Here is a 17,225-nt window from a genome sequence, read left to right as displayed (position 1 = left end):
TTTAGCCCACCTTCACCCGCGTGGCCGCCTCGGGCAGGTCTTCGCCGAAGGCCCGCTGGTAGAACTCGGCGATGGTGGGGCGTTCCAGTTCGTCGCACTTGTTCAGGAAGGTCAGGCGGAAGCTGAGCGCCAGGTCGCCGCCGAAGATGATGGCGTTCTGGGCCCAGGTGATGACGGTGCGGGGCGACATGACGGTGGAGATGTCGCCGTTCATGAAGGCGTTGCGGGTCATGTCGGCGACGCGGACCATGGCGGCGATGCGGCGGCGGCCCTCGGCGTCCTTCCACTCGGGCACCTTGGCGGCGACGATCTCGGCCTCGACGTCGTGGTCGAGGTAGTTCAGCGTCGTGACGATGTTCCAGCGGTCCAGCTGGGCCTGATTGATCTGTTGCGCGCCGTGATACAGGCCCGTGGTGTCGCCCAGACCGATGGTGTTGGTCGTGGCGAACAGGCGGAAATGCTTGTTGGGGCGGATGACGCGGTTCTGGTCCAGCAGGGTCAGGCGGCCCTGGGCCTCAAGCACGCGCTGGATCACGAACATCACGTCGGGGCGGCCGGCGTCATATTCGTCGAACACCAGGGCGACGGGGCGTTGCAGCGCCCAGGGCAGGATGCCTTCGCGGAATTCGGTGATCTGCTTGCCGTCCTTCAGGACGATGGCGTCCTTGCCGATCAGGTCGATCCGGCTGACATGGCTGTCCAGGTTCACGCGCACCAGGGGCCAGTTCAGGCGGGCCGCGACCTGTTCGATATGGGTCGACTTGCCCGTGCCGTGATAGCCTTGGACCATGACGCGGCGGTCGAAGGCGAAGCCGGCGCAGATGGCGATCGTCGTCTGCGGGTCGAAACGATAGGCCTCGTCGATCTCGGGCACATGGCTGTCGCGCTCGGCGAAGGCGGGCACGGTCATGTCGCTGTCCACGCCGAAGGCCTCGCGCAGGGTCACGCGGCGGGCGGGTTCGAGCGTCAGCAGGGGGTCGGGAGTGGCGTCGAGCGGGGAGGTCATGCCTCCATCTAGAGGCGCCGCGCGCGCGGCTCAACACGCGCGCGGCCCTTCATGCGGTTATTTCGCGCTGAGACGCACATCGACGTTGCCGCGCGTGGCGTTGGAATAGGGACAGACCTGGTGGGCTTTCTCGATCAGGTCGTCGATGACCGCCTGGTCCAGGCCATGGTCGGTGACGGTCAGTTCGACGTCGAGGTTGAAGCCCTCGCCGCGCGTATTCTTGCCGAAGCCGATACCGGCGGTGATCTTGGTGTCCGGGCCGACCGGGGTTCCGGCCTTGCCGCTGACCAGACGCAGGGCGCCGAGGTAGCAGGCGGCGTAGCCGGTGGCGAACAGCTGTTCGGGATTGGTGCCGTCGCCGCCCTTGCCGCCCATTTCCTTGGGGGTGGACAGTTTGACGTCGATCTTGCCGTCGTCGGTGGCCGAGCGGCCGTCCTCGCGGCCGCCGCCGGAGGCGGTGGCCTGGGCGCGATACAGAACTTCCATGGTGGGCTCCTGGGGGTTGGGAAGGCTTCAGATGGGGGGTTAACGGGAGACGGTAAGGGGGCGTTGCATCCGCGCCCTAGCCTTTAGGGGGCGACGCGGTCTAAAGCACCCTTTCGGGGCGCGTCGTCGGAGTACGCAGTGAAGATTGCCGAACGCTGGTTCGTATGGGCGGGCATGGTTCTGCTGGGCGGCATCGCCCTGGCGGGGTTGGTCGTCGCCGTCTATGCGGCGTGGCTGTTTCACGACCTGCCGGACGCGTCCGAGCTGGCCGACTATCGGCCGCCGACGGCGACGCGGGTCTATGCCGGCGACGGCACCCTGATCGGCGAATTCTCGGACGAGCGCCGAATCTATGTGTCCTATGACCAGATTCCCCTGACCGTGGTGCAGGCCTTCCTGGCTGCGGAAGACCGCAACTTCTTCCAGCACGGCGGGATCGACGTGGGCGGCATCGGCCGGGCCTCGATCAAGAACATCTTCAACCTGGTGCAGGGGCGCCGGCTGGAGGGCGGATCGACCATCACCCAGCAGGTGGCCAAGAACGTCCTGCTGACCAACGAATCGAGCCTGAACCGCAAGCTGAAGGAAGCCATCCTGGCCAATCGCCTGGAGGCGACCCTGTCCAAGGAGCAGATCCTCAACCTGTATCTGAACGAGATTTTCCTGGGCTATCGCTCGTTCGGCATCGCCTCGGCGGCCTACAACTATTTCGGCAAGTCGCTGGCGCAGCTGACGCCGGACGAGGCGGCCTTCCTGGCCTCCCTGCCCAAGGGACCGAACAACTACCACCCCAAACGCCACCCCGGCGCGGCCAAGGGCCGGCGGGACTGGGTGCTGGGCGAGATGGAGCAGAGCGGCTGGCTGACCGAGGCCCAGCTGGTCGAGGCGCGCGCCCGGCCGCTGGTCACGCGCGATGCGCCGCAACGGTCAGAGTACAAGGACGCCGACTTCTTCGTGGAAGAGGCGCGGCGCCAGGCCGCCGCCAATCCGGACTTCGGGGCGCAGCTGCGCGCCGGCGGCTTCTATATGCGCACCACCCTGGATCCGACGCTGCAGACGGCGGCGCGGCAGGCCCTGATGCAGGGGCTGGAGAATTATGACCGTCGCCACGGCTGGCGCGGGGGCTGGGGCACGACGGACTTCGCCGAGGGATGGCAGGCCGCCGCCCTGAAGGAACAGGCGCCGCCCGAACGCCGCACCTGGCAGGCCGCCGCCATCGAGAGCGTCAGCGGAAACACCGTCCGCATCCGCACCGCCAAGGATGACGAGACCGGAACCCTGATCGCCGCCGACGCCGCCTGGGCCAACGCCAACAAGCAACTGCGGCGCGGCGAACTGATCTTCGTCGAGCGGAAGGGCGGTCAGTACGCCCTGAAACAGGTGCCGCGCGTCAACGGCGCCCTGGTGGCGATCGAGCCCCAGTCGGGCCGGGTGCTGGCGATGGTGGGGGGCTATTCCTACGCCCTGTCCAGCTTCAACCGGGCGACCCAGGCGCGGCGCCAGCCGGGTTCAGCCTTCAAGCCCTTCGTCTATGCGACCGCCCTGGAAGGCGACTTCACCCCGGCCTCCATCGTGCTGGACGCGCCGATCAGCTTCGCGGGCGGGGCCAACGGCCAGCGCTGGACGCCGGAGAACTACAGCCGCGAATACTATGGGCCCCAGAGCCTGCGGCGCGGGCTGGAGCTGTCCCGGAACGTCATGACGGTGCGGCTGGCCCAGTCGGTGGGCATGAAGAAGATCGTCGATCAGTCGGCCCGGATGGGCATCCCCGGCCTGACGCCCAACCTGTCGGTGTCGCTGGGCGCCGGCGAGGTGACGCCGCTGGAGATCACGGCCGCCTATTCCGCCTTCGCCAACGGCGGGCGGCGGGTCACCCCCTATCTGATCGACTATGTCCAAGATCGCGACGGCGAGACCATCTTCCGCGCCGACACCCGCAGCTGCCGCGACTGCTCCCGGGGCTTCTCCGGTCAGGAATCGCCGCGCCTTCAACCGCGCGGAACCCAGGTCATCGATCCAATCACCGCCTATCAGATGAGTTCGATGCTGGAAGGCGTGGTCCAGCGGGGCACGGCCGCCAGCGCGCGCGGCCTGGGCCGCTGGGTGGCGGGCAAGACCGGCACGACCAATGAATATCGGTCGGCCTGGTTCGTCGGCTTCACCACCGACATCGTGGTGGGCGTCTTCATCGGCTTCGACGACAACCGGTCGCTGGGGTCGGGCGAGGCGGGCGCCTCGGCCGCCGTGCCGGTGTTCACCGAATTCATGCAGACGGCGCTGAAGGAACGGCCGGCGCGGCCCTTCGTGCGGCCCAAGAACGCCGTCTTCCGCATGGTGAACGGCATCGAAGAGGCATTCCGTCCGGGTACGGAACGTCAGGCCCCGCGGCCGGTCCAGGCCCCGACCCAGCCCGTCGGGCCCCAGAACTATTATGAGGTGATCCGCCGCGAGCAGGAGGCAGCCGCCGCCGCAGCCGCAGCGCCACCGCCGCCCGCCGCCGCCCCTCCGCCGAAGAAGGCGCCGGCCGAGGACTTGAGCGGATTGTATTGAGGCTCTAGGTAGGCCTTTCGAACGGCGCGTCCTCGTGGCGCGCCGTTTTCCTTTAATCCTGCCCTTTTGCATGGCCGCGAGCCTTGCTGTCTGAGGGCCCTGTGTCGCTGGAGATTGCGATGAGACCGGATGTCGAGGCCATGAAGGCCGACATCGAGCAGAGCGTCGCTCTGCTCAGGAGGCGTCTTTGACTGGGATGTCGCTCTAAGAAAGCTCGATGAGCTGAACGCGCGGGTCGAGGATCCGACCCTGTGGGACAAGCCCGAAGAAGCCCAGGCCGTCAGCCGCGATCGTTCGCAGCTGGAAGCCAAGATCAACACCGTCAAGGCGATGGAGCAGGATCTCGAGGACGGGGTGATGCTGGCCGAGATGGCGGACGAGGAAGGCGACGAGGGCACGCTGGAAGAGGCGCGCGTCCTGCTGCGGGGCATCAAGGACCGCGCCGCCCGGGCCGAGCTGGAAGCCCTGCTGTCCGGCGAGGCCGACGGCAACGACGCCTATCTGGAAGTCAACTCCGGCGCCGGCGGCACGGAGTCGAACGACTGGGCCAGCATGCTGCTGCGGATGTATTCCCGCTGGGCCAAGGCGCATGGGTACGAGGTCACGATCGAGGCCCACGAAGAGGGCGAACAGGCGGGGGTCAAGTCGGCCACCATCCTGATCTCCGGGCCGAACGCCTACGGCTGGCTGAAGTCGGAATCAGGGGTGCATCGCCTGGTGCGCATCAGCCCCTATGACGCGGCGGCCAAACGGCACACCAGCTTCGCCTCCATCGGCGTCTCGCCGGTGGTGGACGACGCCATCGAGATCGACATCAATCCATCGGACGTGCGCACCGACACCTATCGCGCCTCGGGCGCGGGCGGCCAGCACATCAACAAGACGGACTCGGCCGTGCGTCTGACCCACGTTCCGACCAACACCGTCGTGGCCTGCCAGGCCGGCCGGTCGCAGCACCAGAACCGCGAACAGGCGTGGAAGATGCTGCGGGCGCGGCTGTATGAGTTGGAACTGCAGAAGCGCGAAGCCGTGGCCCAGGCCCTGGCGGACGCCAAGACGGACATCGGCTGGGGCCACCAGATCCGATCCTATGTGCTGCAGCCGTATCAGATGGTGAAGGACCTGAGGACCGAGGTCGAGACCTCGGACACCCAAGGGGTGCTGGACGGCGATCTGGACGCCTTCATGGGCGCGGCCCTGGCGGCGCGGGTCGGCGAGACGCGCGGCTCCAGCGCGGACGCCTGATCGGCGCCGGGACGACCGCGGACAAGAAAAAGGGCGGCCCGGACACCGGGCCGCCCTTTTGACTTCAGGGCCTCGGGGTCAGACCGTTTCCTTCCCCTGGACGACCGGAGCGGTTTCCGGCTTCGGAGCGAGAGGGGCCGCCGCCTGCACGACCGGCGCGACCGGGGTCACGGCGGCGGGGGCGGGCGCCTGACGCTGGCCCTGGGCGACGCGGCCCTGGAAGAAGGCGCCGACGTCGATCGACAGCTGTTCGGCCGTGATGTCGCCGTCCACATAGGCGGTGGCGACCAGTTTGACCTGCTTGCCCTGGACGCCGCCGACGACCCGGCCGCGCACCTCGACATAGTCGGCCTGAACATTGCCTTCGACGGCGCCGGTCTCGCCGACGATCAGGCGGCCGACGCGGACGTCGCCCTTCACCTGGCCGTCGATCTGCAGATCGCCGGCGCCCGAGACATTGCCTTCGAACACCAGGTCGGACGACAGGGTCGACAGACCGCGGCCGGTCGGCACGGCCGAAGGGGCGCCGCCGCCGGCGCGCGGCGCGGCGGGCATGTCCGGCAGCGGCGGGATGACCGGAGCGGTCGGGCGAGCCGCCGGGGTCGGGCTCGAGGGTTTGCTAATTTTGTTGAACAAGTTGGTCTCCTGCTCTGAGGAAGCGTGCGGGGTTCTGGGGTCGGCCGTTCAGCCAGACTTCGTAATGGAGGTGGACGCCGGTGGAGCGGCCCGTCGTGCCCATCCCACCGATACGTTGGCCGAGCGCGACCGACTGGCCGGGCTGAACCCCCAGGGTGTTGAGATGGGCGTAACGCGTCTTGAAACCGCGACCATGGTCTAGCTCTACAGTATTGCCATAGCCTGAACGGACGCCGGCGTAGGCGACCACGCCCGGGGCCGTGGCGTAGATGGGCGTGTTCAGGGGAGCGGCGAAGTCCTGGCCCTGGTGGACGGCGGGCCGGCCGTTGAACGGATCGAAGCGGACGCCGAAGCCCGAGGTGGTGCGGGCCTGTGTCGGGCGTTTGAACGGCAGGCCCCCCGCGGCGTCGGTCAAGGCCCGCATCTCGTTCAGGTTGGTGGCGGCGTGGCGGATGCGGACGGCGAAGGGCTCGTCCACGTCCAGGATGGCGGCCAGGGCGCGCGGGTCGCGCGCCTCGACCAGGGGGCCGCCCAGGGGCTCGGACGCGGCGACATAGGCGGCGGGGTTCAGACCCGCCAGACGGAAGGCGAGGCGCAGGCGTTCGGCCCGGGTCTGGGCGAAGTCTTCGGCCCGGTCCAGCAGCCGCTCCTGATCCAGCCGCACGGCCAGGATCCGCTGGATCGGGCTGGCGCTGTCGGGGATGGCGGCGGGCGCGAGGGCGCGCTGGGCTCCCTCTACGCCATGGAAGTCGGTCATCACCGTGGTCAGGGCGGCGTGGCGCCGTTCGATCATGGCGGCGGTCTGTTCCAGCGAGCCGTTGGCGGCGGACATGCGGACCACCGCGCTTTCCAGCCGGGCCTGAAGGTCGGCGTTCAGACGTTCCGACGCGGCGCGCGCGCGCACGACCTCGGCGTCGGAGCGGTGCTGGGCGATGAGGTCGAACAGGAAGGCGCCGGAGGCCACCAGGGACCAGAGGACGACGGCCACGGCGACGGTGCCCAGAACCAGCTGTCTCTGCGCGGTCAGGGCATAGGCCCGGATATCGTCACGGCTGCGCAGGTAAAGGTATCGAACGGGCAAAAAACGTTCGAACCAAGATGATTCCGGCGACTGTTCTTGCACGGTCATTACGCAACGCCCCCACGTCGAGGTGAGGTTTATCCGGTGCAACGATGACACGGGCAAGACTGTTCATGCCCTGTTAACCACGATTGATGCCGTTTTGCCGCCTCATCACGCGATTGTTGATTGAGATTCTCGCATTTGGCGAAACTCAGAATCGGAATTCAACCCAATGAACGGGCGGCCTCCAGAACCGCGGCGGCGTGGTCGGCGACCTTGACGTTCCGCCAGGCCCGGACGACCCGGCCGTCGGCGTCGATCAGGAAGGTGGCGCGCTCTATGCCCATATATTCGCGGCCGTAGAGCTTCTTCTGCACCCAGACGCCCCAGGCCTCGCAAGCCGCGCCGTCCTCGTCCGAGGCCAGGACGACGGCGAGGTCGTACTTGGCCTTGAACCGATCGTGCTTCTTCACCGTGTCCTTGGACACGCCGATGACGGGAACGCCCAGGGCGGCGAAGTCGGGCGCCAGGGCGGTGAAGTCCTGGGCCTCGCGGGTGCAGCCGGTCGTGTCGTCCTTGGGATAGAAATAGACGACCGCAGGCTTGCCCTTCAGGGCAATGAGGGAGACTTGGCCGCCGTTGTCGGTCGGCAGGTCTAGGGCGGGGGCGGGCTGGCCTTCGGCAGCGGACATTTCATACTCCGAATGGGTCCGGCGAAAGCCGGGGCTGGTTCTGTCGCGCGACAATACGTCGGATCAGGCGCAGCGGACGCCTAGTCCGGCGAAGCTTGCGAAGCCCTGGGGCCCGAGCCTCGCCGGGATGAGCGGAAATCAAATCGGGCGAACGAGCACGATCTTCTTCTTGCCCGCCGCCAGCTTGATGACGCCGTCCTTGAGGTCGGCCTCGGTCAGCAGTTGGGCGCCGTCGGACACGGCGGCGTCGTTGAGGCGCAGGCCGCCGCCCTGGGCCAGGCGGCGCGCCTCGCCGTTCGAGGCGGTCAGGCCGGCCTTGGTCACGACGGCGGCGATCATGGCGCCGTAAACCTCGACCACCGGCAGTTCGACGGTCGGCAGATCGGCGGAGACCTGACCCTTTTCGAAGGCGGTCTCGGCGGCGGCGCGGGCCTTGGCGGCTTCCTCGGCGCCATGCAGCAGGGTGGTGGCGGCGTCGGCGAGGGCCTTCTTGGCGTCGTTGATGGCGGCGCCTTCAAGGGCCTCGTATTCGGCGATCTGCTCCAGGCTCAGGTCCGTGAACAGGCGCATGAAGCGGCCGACATCGGCGTCCTCGGCGTTGCGCCAGAACTGCCAGTAGTCATAGGGGCTCAGCTGTTCGGCGTTCAGCCAGACGGCGCCCTGGGCGGTCTTGCCCATCTTGCCGCCCGAGGCCGTGGTCAGCAGCGGGGTGGTCAGGCCGAAGGCGGCCTTCTGGTCCACGCGGCGGACCAGATCGACGCCCGAGGTGATATTACCCCACTGGTCCGACCCGCCCATCTGCAAGGTCACCTTCAGGGCGCGGTTCAGCTCCAGAAAGTCCACCGACTGCATCAGCATGTAGTTGAACTCGAGGAAGGTCATCGGCTGCTCGCGCTCGAGGCGCAGCTTGACCGAGTCGAAGCTCAGCATCCGGTTGACGGTGAAATGGGTGCCGAAGTCGCGCAAGAACTGGATGTAGCCGTAGCCCGACAGCCAGTCGTCGTTATTGACCATGACGGCGTCGGTCGGGCCGTCGCCGAAGGTCAGGAATTTGGCGAAGACCGTCTGGATCGAGTCGATGTTCGACTGGATCGTCTCTTCGGTCAGCTGGGGGCGCGACGTGTCCTTGCCGGTCGGGTCGCCGACCTTGGTGGTGCCGCCGCCCATCAGGACGATGGGCTTGCCGCCGGCCTGCTGGAGCCGGCGCAGCATCATGATCTGGATCAGGCTGCCCACGTGCAGCGACGGGGCGGTGGCGTCGAAGCCGATGTAGCCGGCGACCACGCCGTCGGCCGCCGCCGCATCCAGCTCGACCGGATGGGTGATCTGATGGATGTAGCCGCGCGCCTGGAGGGTGCGGAGGAAGTCGGATTTGAAGGCGTGTTCGGTCATGGCGGGGCTCCGTTAGCAGGGATGCCGGCGGTCGTCTTCCATTTCCGAAGAGCGCGTCGCCAGCGAAGGCGGCGCGTGTTCGCGGGCCGCTCGCTTACAGCGGGCGGTAATACAGGCCGGCGATGGCGCGGGCGGCGAACATGGGTTCTGGATAAGGCGCAGCGTTGACCGGCGTCAAGCCTTCGCTACGAAGGACCAATGCGTCTGCCCCTGATCCCGCACCCGACCTGTTCCCCCGCCGGGCTGACGCCGGAGGTCGAGGCGCGGCGGGCGGGGCGGGTGTTGAGCCTCGAATATGTCGTGGCCGGGCCGGTTGAAATGGTGCGCTGGCCGCAGGCGGCGGCGCGGGCCAGAACGGACGAGCTGTGGCGGACGACCTGTTTCGAGGCCTTCGTGCGGACGGCGGACGGCTATGTCGAATATAATCTGTCGCCGTCGGGGGCCTGGGCGGCCTATCGGTTCGACGGCTATCGCGAGGGAATGCGAGCGCTGGAGATCGCGCCGCCCTTCATCGTCACGCGCATGGCGCCCGGGCGGTTTGGGCTGACGGTCGATGTGGACCTGCCGGAGGATGCGACGGACGCGGTCGGGCTGACGGCTGTGGTCGAGAGGCTGGACGGGGGGCTGGACGGGGCGATCGCCTATTGGGCCCTGGCGCATCCATCGGATAAGCCGGACTTTCATCATCCCGACTCGTTCGCGCTGGAACTGCCATGAATTTCGGTCTCGACCGCCTGCTGTCCGACGACGCCCTGAAGGCCCAGTTGAAGGGGCGGCGCGTGGCGTTGCTGGCGCATCCGGCCTCGGTGACGAAGGATCTGGGTCATGCGGTGGAGGCGCTGGCCGCCTGTCCCGAGATCAATCTGACCGCCGCCTTCGGACCGCAGCATGGGATGAAGGGCGATCTTCAGGACAATATGATGGAGAGCCCGGATTATCGCGATCCGGTGCACGGCTTCCCGGTCTTCAGCCTGTACGGCGAGGTGCGGCGGCCCAGGGACGAGTGGATGGAGACGTTCGACGTCGTCCTGATCGACCTGCAGGACCTAGGCTGCCGCATCTACACCTATGTGACGACGCTTCTGTACGTGCTGGAGGCGGCGGCGAAACACGGCAAGTCGGTCTGGGTGCTGGACCGGCCCAATCCGGCGGGGCGGCCGGTCGAGGGGCAGACGCTGAAGCCCGGCTGGGAGAGTTTCGTCGGGGCCGCGCCGATGCCGATGCGGCACGGGATGACGATGGGCGAACTGGGCCTGTGGTTCATCGACCAGTTCAAGCTGGATGTGGATTACCGGGTGGTGGAGATGCAGGGCTGGGCGCCGGAGGCGGGGCCGGGCTTCGGCTGGCCGCTGGGCGAGCGGGCCTGGGTCAATCCCAGCCCCAATGCGCCGAACCTGAGCATGGCGCGCTGCTACGCCGGCACGGTGATGCTGGAGGGGGCCACCCTGTCGGAAGGCCGGGGCACGACCCGGCCGCTGGAGCTGTTCGGGGCGCCGGACATTGATGCGCGGGCGGTGATCGCCGAGATGCACGCTCTGGCGCCGGAGTGGCTGGGCGGCTGTACCTTACGCGACATGTGGTTCGAGCCGACCTTCCATAAGCACGTCGGCCAGCTGTGCAGCGGGGTGCAGATCCATGTCGATCACCCCGGCTATGACCATGCCGCCTTCAAGCCGTGGCGCGTGCAGGCCCTGGGGTTCAAGGCGATCCGGCGGTTGTACCCCGACTACGATCTGTGGCGGGATTTCCCGTACGAGTATGCGTTCGGAAAACTGCCCATCGATGTGATCAACGGCGGACCGGGCTTGCGGGAATGGGTGGATGACGCGGCGGCGGGGCCGGGGGATCTGGATGCGGCGACGCGGCCGGATGAGGCGGGGTGGGAAGAGGCGCGGCGGGGGTTCCTGCTGTATTGAACTTCGCCTAAACTTCGCCATGAAGGCGCGATCATTTCCTCTTTCGGTTGTGGAGGGGCGCTAAGATTGGTTTGATCTTGGCTGCGGCGATGCTGGTTCAGCACGCGCCGACCGAGGTGAGCGCCGAGGCAAGAGCCTTTGTTGCGCCAGTCGCCGAGGCTATCGCTGTCGAGAAGGCGCGACAGGCTGATTTGCCTCCCCCAACTTCAGACCGCGAGCGGCTCGAACGTATGGGGGCTTTGGATCAGGTCGGGAGACGCGTCTTTACGGTTCTGGACTTCAGCACCTTGCCTGCGGATGAGCGACAGTCCGCTGAGTCCTTGGCTTGGGAAAGCATAGGGGCCGTAGATAAGGCGTTGCTCGACGAACTTCTGACCATGGTCCCCCCTGAGGGCTGGTTCAAGAAATCGGTCTATGGCGAGCAGGCTGCCGGCGCCGCCTTTCTGATCATTCAGCATTCCGACTTAGAAAACTGGCGACGATTCGTTCCGGTGCTAGAGCCCCTTGTCGCGCAGGGAGAGGTCGATGGTCAGAGCTATGGCCTGATGTATGACCGTTTGGCGATCAATGAGGGTCGGCCGCAGCGCTATGGCACGCAGATGACGTGCAAGGATGGTCGTTGGGTCGTGGACAAGCTGGAGGATCCCGAGCGCGTCGATGAAAGACGCAGTGCTATGAATTTCCCCGGCACAATGGCTGAGTACGAAGCGCATTTCCGAACCTATCCGCCCTGCACTTAATGTCCGTTCTTGTCATAACCAAAATCTATCACGCACCTGCAAATAAGTGATTACACTTATCCGCTGCGGTGCGGTAGGAAGCGGGCCTCCCCAACCTCCCAACGGAATGGAAGCCCTGCATGGCCCTTATCAACACGACCCTCAAACCCTTCACGGCCGAGGCCTACAAGGACGGCAAGTTCCTGACCGTCACCGACGCCGATGTGGCGGGCAAGTGGGCGATCTTCTTCTTCTATCCGGCCGACTTCACCTTCGTGTGCCCGACCGAGCTGGAAGACCTGGCCGACCACTACGCCGAGTTCCAGAAGCTGGGTGTCGAGATCTATTCGGTGTCGACCGACACCCATTTCTCGCACAAGGCCTGGCACGACTCGTCGCCGGCCATCGGCAAGATCACCTACACCATGCTGGGCGACCCCTCGGGCTTGGTGACAAACAACTTCGACGCCATGCGTCCGGGCGTGGGCCTGGCCGATCGCGCGACCTTCCTGGTCGATCCGGACGGCGTGATCCAGTTCACCGAGACCACCTCGGAAGGCATCGGCCGCAACGCCGCCGAACTGCTGCGCAAGGTCAAGGCCGCGCAATATGTGCGTTCGCACCCGGGTGAAGTCTGCCCGGCCAAGTGGGAAGAAGGCGAAGCCACCCTGGCCCCGTCGCTCGACCTCGTCGGCAAGATCTAAGACTGACGCGACCCATCGGGTCCGGCCCGGCGCCGGACCCGTCCGTCGGCGGGGGCGCGTTGCGTTTCCAGCCCCCGCCGACATCCTTCTTCATGTCTCGCCTCGCCCGCGGTCGGGCTTGCAGGCGTCATGAGTTCAACTGTTTCAAGGACCTCTCCCATGCTGGACGCCAATCTGAAATCTCAGCTCGAGGCCTATCTGAAGAACATCGTCCATCCGGTCGAACTGGTCGCCTCGCTGGGCGCCGGGCCGAAGTCGCAGGAGCTGAAGACCCTGCTGGAGGAGATCGTCTCGGTCTCGCACGGCAAGGTCGAGATGGGCCGCGACTATGACGACGAACGCCAGCCCAGCTTCCTGATCCGCCGCAAGGGCACCGACATCGGCGTGCGGTTCGCGGGGATTCCGCTGGGCCACGAGTTCACCTCGCTGGTGCTGGCCCTGCTGCACGTCGGCGGCCATCCGTCCAAGGCGGCGCAGGAGGTGATCCAGCAGATCAAGGACCTGGACGGCGACTATGTGTTCGAGACCTATTTCTCGCTGTCGTGCCAGAACTGCCCCGACGTGGTGCAGGCCCTGAACCTGATGAGCGTGCTGAACCCGCGCATCAAACACGTCGCCATCGAAGGCGGCCTGTTCAAGGACGAGGTCGAGGAGCGCAAGATCATGGCCGTGCCGACGGTCTTCCTGAACGGCGAACTGTTCGGCCAGGGCCGGATGGAGCTGGAGCAGATCGTCGCCCGGCTGGATTCGGGCGCCGAGGCGCGGGCCGCCGAACGGCTGAAGTCCAAGGACCCGTTCGACGTGCTGGTGGTCGGCGGCGGCCCCGCCGGGGCGGCGGCCGCCATCTATACGGCGCGCAAGGGCATCCGCACCGGCGTCGTGGCCGAACGGTTCGGCGGCCAGGTGCTGGACACCATGGCGATCGAGAACTTCATCTCGGTGCCGCACACCGAGGGGCCGAAACTGGCCGCCCATCTGGAACAGCATGTCCGCGAGTACGAGGTGGACATCATGAACCTGCAGAAGGCGGCCAGGCTGGTTCCGGCCGAGGTTCCCGGCGGTCTGCACGAGGTGGTGCTGGAGAACGGCGCCAGTCTGAAGTCGCGCACCGTCATCCTGGCCACCGGCGCCCGCTGGCGCCAGATGAACGTGCCGGGCGAGGACCAGTACAAGAACAAGGGCGTGGCCTATTGCCCGCACTGCGACGGGCCGCTGTTCAAGGGCAAGCGGGTGGCCGTGATCGGCGGCGGCAACTCGGGCGTCGAGGCGGCCATCGATCTGGCGGGCATCGTGGCCCATGTGACCCTGATCGAATTCGACAGCGAACTGCGGGCCGATGCGGTGCTGCAACGCAAGCTGGCGACCCTGCCGAACGTGCGGATCGTCACCTCGGCCCTGACGACCCAGGTGCACGGCGACGGCGAGAAGGTGACGGGCCTGTCCTACAAGGACCGCAACTCGGACGCCCATCATGACGTCGATCTGGAAGGCGTCTTCGTCCAGATCGGCCTGGTGCCGAACACCGAATGGCTGCGCGGCGCCGTGGCCCTGACGGCGCGCGGGGAGATCGAGGTGGATCATCGCGGCGAGACCTCGCAGCCGGGCATATTCGGCGCGGGCGACGTGACCACCGTGCCCTACAAGCAGATCGTCATCGCCATGGGCGAAGGCTCCAAGGCGGGGCTGTCGGCCTTCGACTATATGATCCGCACGATTCCGGCCGAAGAGGCGGTCGAGGCGGCTTAGGGGGCGGTCGATCCTTCGGTCTGGGGGCCGGTGTTCGCCGCCTGACAAACCGTGTAAGCGCGGCCGGGGTTGAAGGCGGAGCGCGACAATGACGGCATCCTCGGACCGGCTGTGGGGCGTGGCTTCCGGCCTGGGGGCAGGCGCGATGTGGGGGCTGGTGTTCCTGGCGCCCAAGTTCGCGCCGGAGGCGTCGCCGCTGTTGCTGACCGCCGGACGCTATCTGGCCTACGGGTTGATCGCGGTCGTTCTGATCGCCCCGCGCTGGCGGCGGCTGGCGCCCCTGATCGAGGCGGGCACGTGGCGCGCCCTCGTCTGGCTGAGCCTGGCGGGCAATCTGGTCTATTTCGCCTTTGTGGTCGTCGCCGTTCACCTGGCCGGGGTGGCGGCGTCGGCCCTGATCGTGGGCATGGTGCCGGTGGTGGTGGCCCTGTGGGGGCTGAAGGATGGAGGCGGGCCGCCGGCGTCTCGGACGGCGCCGCCCATCGTCCTGGCGGCCGTGGCGGTGGGGCTGATCGGCTGGCGCGCCCTGTCTCAGGGCCATGGCGTTTCCGGCGGACCAACCGGGATTCAGACGCTGATCGGTCTGGGCTGCGCCCTGGGCGCCCTGATCTCCTGGACGGTCTATGCGGTGGGCAACAGCCGCTGGATGGCGCGGCTGACACAGGTGTCGCCCCACGACTGGTCCCTGCTGACCGGGGTGGTCACGGGCGGTCTGGCGCTGCTCCTGGCGATTCCCGCGGCGCTGACGACCCAGGGCTGGACCGGCGGCGCGTGGCTGAAGCTCGCCGGCGTCTGCCTGGGCGTGGCCCTGTTCGCCTCGATCATCGGCAACGCCCTGTGGAACCAGGCCAGCCGCCGTCTGCCGCTGACCATGCTGGGGCAGATGATCGTGTTCGAGACCGTGTTCGCCTTCGTCTACGGCTACATCTGGGAGGGACGGGGACCGGCTGTGATCGAGATCCTGGCCATACTGATGATGATCGTCAGCGTGATCTGGTGCGTGCGCGCCCACGGTCCGGCCCCAATCGCCGAGGAACCGCTGCACTGAGCCCTGGGCCGCGCGCGCCTCAGTGCAGCTTCAGCCGTCCGGAGACACGGCGGTGCAGCAGGCGCGACAGGGCCAGGATGGCGGTGCGGCGGACGCCCAGGATGGCGCGGTGATGGTCCAGGTGCAGGGCCATATAGGCCCATTTGGCGATCAGGCCCTCGATCAGGAAGTTCGGGCCGCCCAGATTGCCCATCAGGGAGCCGACGCCCCGGTCGCCGCCCAGGGACACCAGCGAACCCTTGTCATGATAGACGTAGGGGCCGGAATCACGCGACGGGTCTGACCGAGCCATGGCCAGGGCCTTGGCCAGATAGGCGGCCTGCTGGGCCGCCGCCTGGGCGCGGGCGGGGACCGGACGCCCCTCGGGCCCCGGCGCCTCGGCGCAGTCCCCCATGGCGTAGATGTCAGGGGCCGAGGTGCGCAGGTGGTCGTCCACCACGAACTGATTGAGGCGGCCGGTGGTCAGGCCCAGGTCGCGGTTGGTCTCGGCCGCCTTCACCCCGGCCGCCCAGACGATCAGGTCGGCGGGCACCTCGCCCCTGGAGGTGTCCAGCCGGCCGGCGTGGACGGCCTTGACCTTGGCGTCGGTCAGCAGGCGCACGCCCTTCTCTTCCAGGGCATGGGCGGCCTTGGCCGAGACCCGTTCGGGCAGGCCGCCCAGGATGCGGGGCGCGGCCTCGACGAGGGTGACCGCGAGCTCGAACTTCTGGCCCTCGGTCAGGCCGGCCGACAGTTCGTCATGCCCCTCGATCAGTTCGGTGGACAGTTCGACCCCGGTGGCGCCGGCCCCGACGATGGCGATGTTCATCGTCTGCCCGTCGGAATAGGCGGTCGCCAGGAAGGCGGCGGTCAGCCGTTTGTTGAACGCCTCGGCGTCCGCCACGTCCTCCAGCAGATGGGCGTGTTCGGCGGCGCCGGGCGTGCCGAACAGGTTCGACCCGCTGCCGATGGCCAGGACGAGGGTGCGGAACTTCACCGTGCGGGGGCGAACCAGGACGGCGTCGTCCTGATCCCGGATTTCGCCCAGGGTCAGGGTCTTGTTCGTCGGATCGAGGCCGGTCAGATCGCCGAAGGCGAAGCTGAAATGATTGCGCCGCGCCAGCACCGGATAGGACAGACCCTCCTGGTGGCTGTCCAGAGACCCCGCAGCGACCTCGTGCAGGCTGGGCTTCCACAGGTGGAAGATGGAGTGATCGATCAGCAGGACGCGACGGCGGCCCTCGCGCGGGCCGAACCGACGGCCCAGGCGGGCGGCGAGCTCAAGCCCGCCCGCGCCGCCGCCGATAATGACGATGTCATGTTCCATCCGGGTCTCCAACGCGCGACCCGAGGATCGGATCAGGCCGGCTTTTCTTCCAGACGCTTGTCCAGATAGGCGCCGACACGGCGTTCGACGGCGCTGATGTGGTCCTGCCAGAAGTGGCTGGCGCCCTCTTCCAGCTCATAGTCGATGATGATGCCCTTCTGGGTGCGCAGCTTGTTGACCACGCGTTCGACCTCGGCCGGGGGCACGACGGTGTCGGCGGTGCCGTGCAGGAACAGGCCCGAGGCCGGGCAGGGGGCCAGGAAGCTGAAATCGTACATGTTGGACGGGGGCGAGACCGAGATGAAGCCGTCCGTTTCGGGGCGGCGCATCAGAAGCTGCATGCCGATATAGGCGCCGAACTGATAGCCGCCGACCCAGGTCTGGCTGGCGCCGGGGTTGTTCGATTGGAGCCAGTCCAGGGCCGTGGCCGCATCGGCCAGTTCGCCGATGCCCGAATCGAATTCACCCTGCGACTTGCCGACGCCGCGCGAATTATAGCGCAGGGTGGCGAAGCCGCGCTGCTGGAACAGCTGGTGCAGGGTGACTGTCACCGGGTTGTTCATATGCCCGCCCGCCTTGGGGTGTGGGTGCAGAATCAACGCGATGGGGGCGTTCGGGCGCTTGCCCGGGGAATAGCGGCCTTCGATGCGACCGGAGGCGCCGGGCAGGATGACTTCAGGCATAGGGGCTCTGGAATCCGTTCAACTGTCGTTTCG

General features: G+C 67.3%; 16 protein-coding genes. 8 read left to right on the top strand and 8 right to left on the bottom strand.

The window, feature by feature from the left end; translation table 11 throughout:
• Position 1: 1 nt before the first annotated feature.
• Positions 2 to 1,006 (bottom strand): cobaltochelatase subunit CobS, encoded by a 1,005-nt coding sequence (gene cobS, locus ACW18C_RS10555; RefSeq protein ID WP_008262747.1) that lies wholly within the window; start codon positions 1,004 to 1,006, stop codon positions 2 to 4.
• A gap of 57 nt (positions 1,007 to 1,063) precedes the next feature.
• Entirely contained in the window at positions 1,064 to 1,492 is a 429-nt protein-coding gene (locus ACW18C_RS10550) for an organic hydroperoxide resistance protein (protein ID WP_492070822.1), read from the bottom strand.
• A gap of 138 nt (positions 1,493 to 1,630) precedes the next feature.
• On the opposite strand from ACW18C_RS10550, the gene ACW18C_RS10545 reads away from it, so the two are divergent.
• Both ACW18C_RS10545 and prfB read left to right on the top strand, forming a co-directional pair.
• A complete protein-coding gene (locus tag ACW18C_RS10545; RefSeq protein ID WP_367118258.1) occupies positions 1,631 to 4,042 on the top strand; it encodes a penicillin-binding protein 1A in 2,412 nt (803 codons plus the stop codon).
• Between the two features lie 119 nt (positions 4,043 to 4,161).
• A protein-coding gene (gene prfB, locus ACW18C_RS10540; protein WP_492070820.1) for a peptide chain release factor 2 occupies positions 4,162 to 5,287 on the top strand; the annotation gives its coding sequence in 2 pieces (ribosomal slippage) (positions 4,162 to 4,230 and positions 4,232 to 5,287; 1,125 coding nt in all).
• A 78-nt stretch (positions 5,288 to 5,365) separates the two neighbouring features.
• On the opposite strand, the gene ACW18C_RS10535 is transcribed toward prfB, so the two are convergent.
• The 4 genes from ACW18C_RS10535 to tyrS form a co-directional block, all read right to left on the bottom strand.
• The gene (locus ACW18C_RS10535; RefSeq protein ID WP_492070819.1) at positions 5,366 to 5,923 is read right to left on the bottom strand and encodes a bactofilin family protein; all 558 of its coding nucleotides are present in this window, start codon (positions 5,921 to 5,923) and stop codon (positions 5,366 to 5,368) included.
• Positions 5,907 to 7,052: a peptidoglycan DD-metalloendopeptidase family protein gene (locus ACW18C_RS10530; RefSeq protein ID WP_492070817.1), complete on the bottom strand. Its 1,146-nt coding sequence runs from the start codon at positions 7,050 to 7,052 to the stop codon at positions 5,907 to 5,909. The genes ACW18C_RS10535 and ACW18C_RS10530 overlap by 17 nt, the downstream gene beginning before the upstream one ends.
• 158 nt (positions 7,053 to 7,210) lie before the next feature.
• Entirely contained in the window at positions 7,211 to 7,678 is a 468-nt protein-coding gene (locus ACW18C_RS10525) for a peroxiredoxin (protein ID WP_492070816.1), read from the bottom strand.
• Positions 7,679 to 7,816: 138 nt separating this feature from the next.
• Complete coding sequence (tyrS, locus tag ACW18C_RS10520) at positions 7,817 to 9,070, bottom strand: tyrosine--tRNA ligase (protein WP_492070815.1); 1,254 nt, start codon at positions 9,068 to 9,070, stop codon at positions 7,817 to 7,819.
• 198 nt (positions 9,071 to 9,268) lie between these two features.
• Here tyrS and ACW18C_RS10515 point away from each other — a divergent pair, with 198 nt between their 5' ends.
• The 6 genes from ACW18C_RS10515 to ACW18C_RS10490 all read left to right on the top strand — a co-directional run bounded on the left by ACW18C_RS10515 (position 9,269) and on the right by ACW18C_RS10490 (position 15,203).
• Positions 9,269 to 9,787 (top strand): DOMON-like domain-containing protein, encoded by a 519-nt coding sequence (locus tag ACW18C_RS10515; RefSeq protein ID WP_492070814.1) that lies wholly within the window; start codon positions 9,269 to 9,271, stop codon positions 9,785 to 9,787.
• Positions 9,784 to 10,986 (top strand): exo-beta-N-acetylmuramidase NamZ family protein, encoded by a 1,203-nt coding sequence (locus tag ACW18C_RS10510; protein ID WP_492070812.1) that lies wholly within the window; start codon positions 9,784 to 9,786, stop codon positions 10,984 to 10,986. Before ACW18C_RS10515 ends, ACW18C_RS10510 begins: the two co-directional genes overlap by 4 nt.
• Before the next feature lie 89 nt (positions 10,987 to 11,075).
• Positions 11,076 to 11,726 (top strand): DUF6624 domain-containing protein, encoded by a 651-nt coding sequence (locus tag ACW18C_RS10505; RefSeq protein WP_492070811.1) that lies wholly within the window; start codon positions 11,076 to 11,078, stop codon positions 11,724 to 11,726.
• Positions 11,727 to 11,845: 119 nt separating this feature from the next.
• Entirely contained in the window at positions 11,846 to 12,409 is a 564-nt protein-coding gene (gene ahpC / locus ACW18C_RS10500; protein WP_008260815.1) for an alkyl hydroperoxide reductase subunit C, read from the top strand.
• 159 nt (positions 12,410 to 12,568) lie between these two features.
• Positions 12,569 to 14,155: an alkyl hydroperoxide reductase subunit F gene (gene ahpF / locus ACW18C_RS10495; protein ID WP_492070809.1), complete on the top strand. Its 1,587-nt coding sequence runs from the start codon at positions 12,569 to 12,571 to the stop codon at positions 14,153 to 14,155.
• An 88-nt stretch (positions 14,156 to 14,243) separates the two neighbouring features.
• A complete protein-coding gene (locus ACW18C_RS10490) occupies positions 14,244 to 15,203 on the top strand; it encodes a DMT family transporter (RefSeq protein ID WP_492070807.1) in 960 nt (319 codons plus the stop codon).
• A gap of 19 nt (positions 15,204 to 15,222) precedes the next feature.
• Here ACW18C_RS10490 and ACW18C_RS10485 read toward each other — a convergent pair whose 3' ends face one another.
• Positions 15,223 to 16,509, bottom strand: a complete 1,287-nt coding sequence (locus ACW18C_RS10485) for an NAD(P)/FAD-dependent oxidoreductase (protein WP_492070806.1) — start codon at positions 16,507 to 16,509, stop codon at positions 15,223 to 15,225.
• 32 nt (positions 16,510 to 16,541) lie between these two features.
• A complete protein-coding gene (locus tag ACW18C_RS10480) occupies positions 16,542 to 17,192 on the bottom strand; it encodes an alpha/beta hydrolase (RefSeq protein ID WP_008262115.1) in 651 nt (216 codons plus the stop codon).
• Positions 17,193 to 17,225: the final 33 nt, after the last annotated feature.

This window comes from Brevundimonas sp. FV1ye7S (assembly GCF_058680995.1).
Note: the sequence above shows the minus strand (reverse complement) of the source record. Positions and strands in the feature narration are given on the sequence as shown.

Bases quoted from the DNA above. Each gene is read 5' to 3' on its own strand.
- cobS (WP_008262747.1), bottom strand. From the start codon at position 1,006: ATGACCTCCCCGCTCGACGCCACTCCCGACCCCCTGCTGACGCTCGAA.
- ACW18C_RS10550 (WP_492070822.1), bottom strand. From the start codon at position 1,492: ATGGAAGTTCTGTATCGCGCCCAGGCCACCGCCTCCGGCGGCGGCCGC.
- ACW18C_RS10530 (WP_492070817.1), bottom strand. From the start codon at position 7,052: ATGACCGTGCAAGAACAGTCGCCGGAATCATCTTGGTTCGAACGTTTT.
- ACW18C_RS10525 (WP_492070816.1), bottom strand. From the start codon at position 7,678: ATGTCCGCTGCCGAAGGCCAGCCCGCCCCCGCCCTAGACCTGCCGACC.
- tyrS (WP_492070815.1), bottom strand. From the start codon at position 9,070: ATGACCGAACACGCCTTCAAATCCGACTTCCTCCGCACCCTCCAGGCG.
- ACW18C_RS10515 (WP_492070814.1), top strand. From the start codon at position 9,269: ATGCGTCTGCCCCTGATCCCGCACCCGACCTGTTCCCCCGCCGGGCTG.
- ACW18C_RS10510 (WP_492070812.1), top strand. From the start codon at position 9,784: ATGAATTTCGGTCTCGACCGCCTGCTGTCCGACGACGCCCTGAAGGCC.
- ACW18C_RS10505 (WP_492070811.1), top strand. From the start codon at position 11,076: ATGCTGGTTCAGCACGCGCCGACCGAGGTGAGCGCCGAGGCAAGAGCC.
- ahpC (WP_008260815.1), top strand. From the start codon at position 11,846: ATGGCCCTTATCAACACGACCCTCAAACCCTTCACGGCCGAGGCCTAC.
- ahpF (WP_492070809.1), top strand. From the start codon at position 12,569: ATGCTGGACGCCAATCTGAAATCTCAGCTCGAGGCCTATCTGAAGAAC.
- ACW18C_RS10490 (WP_492070807.1), top strand. From the start codon at position 14,244: ATGACGGCATCCTCGGACCGGCTGTGGGGCGTGGCTTCCGGCCTGGGG.
- ACW18C_RS10485 (WP_492070806.1), bottom strand. From the start codon at position 16,509: ATGGAACATGACATCGTCATTATCGGCGGCGGCGCGGGCGGGCTTGAG.
- ACW18C_RS10480 (WP_008262115.1), bottom strand. From the start codon at position 17,192: ATGCCTGAAGTCATCCTGCCCGGCGCCTCCGGTCGCATCGAAGGCCGC.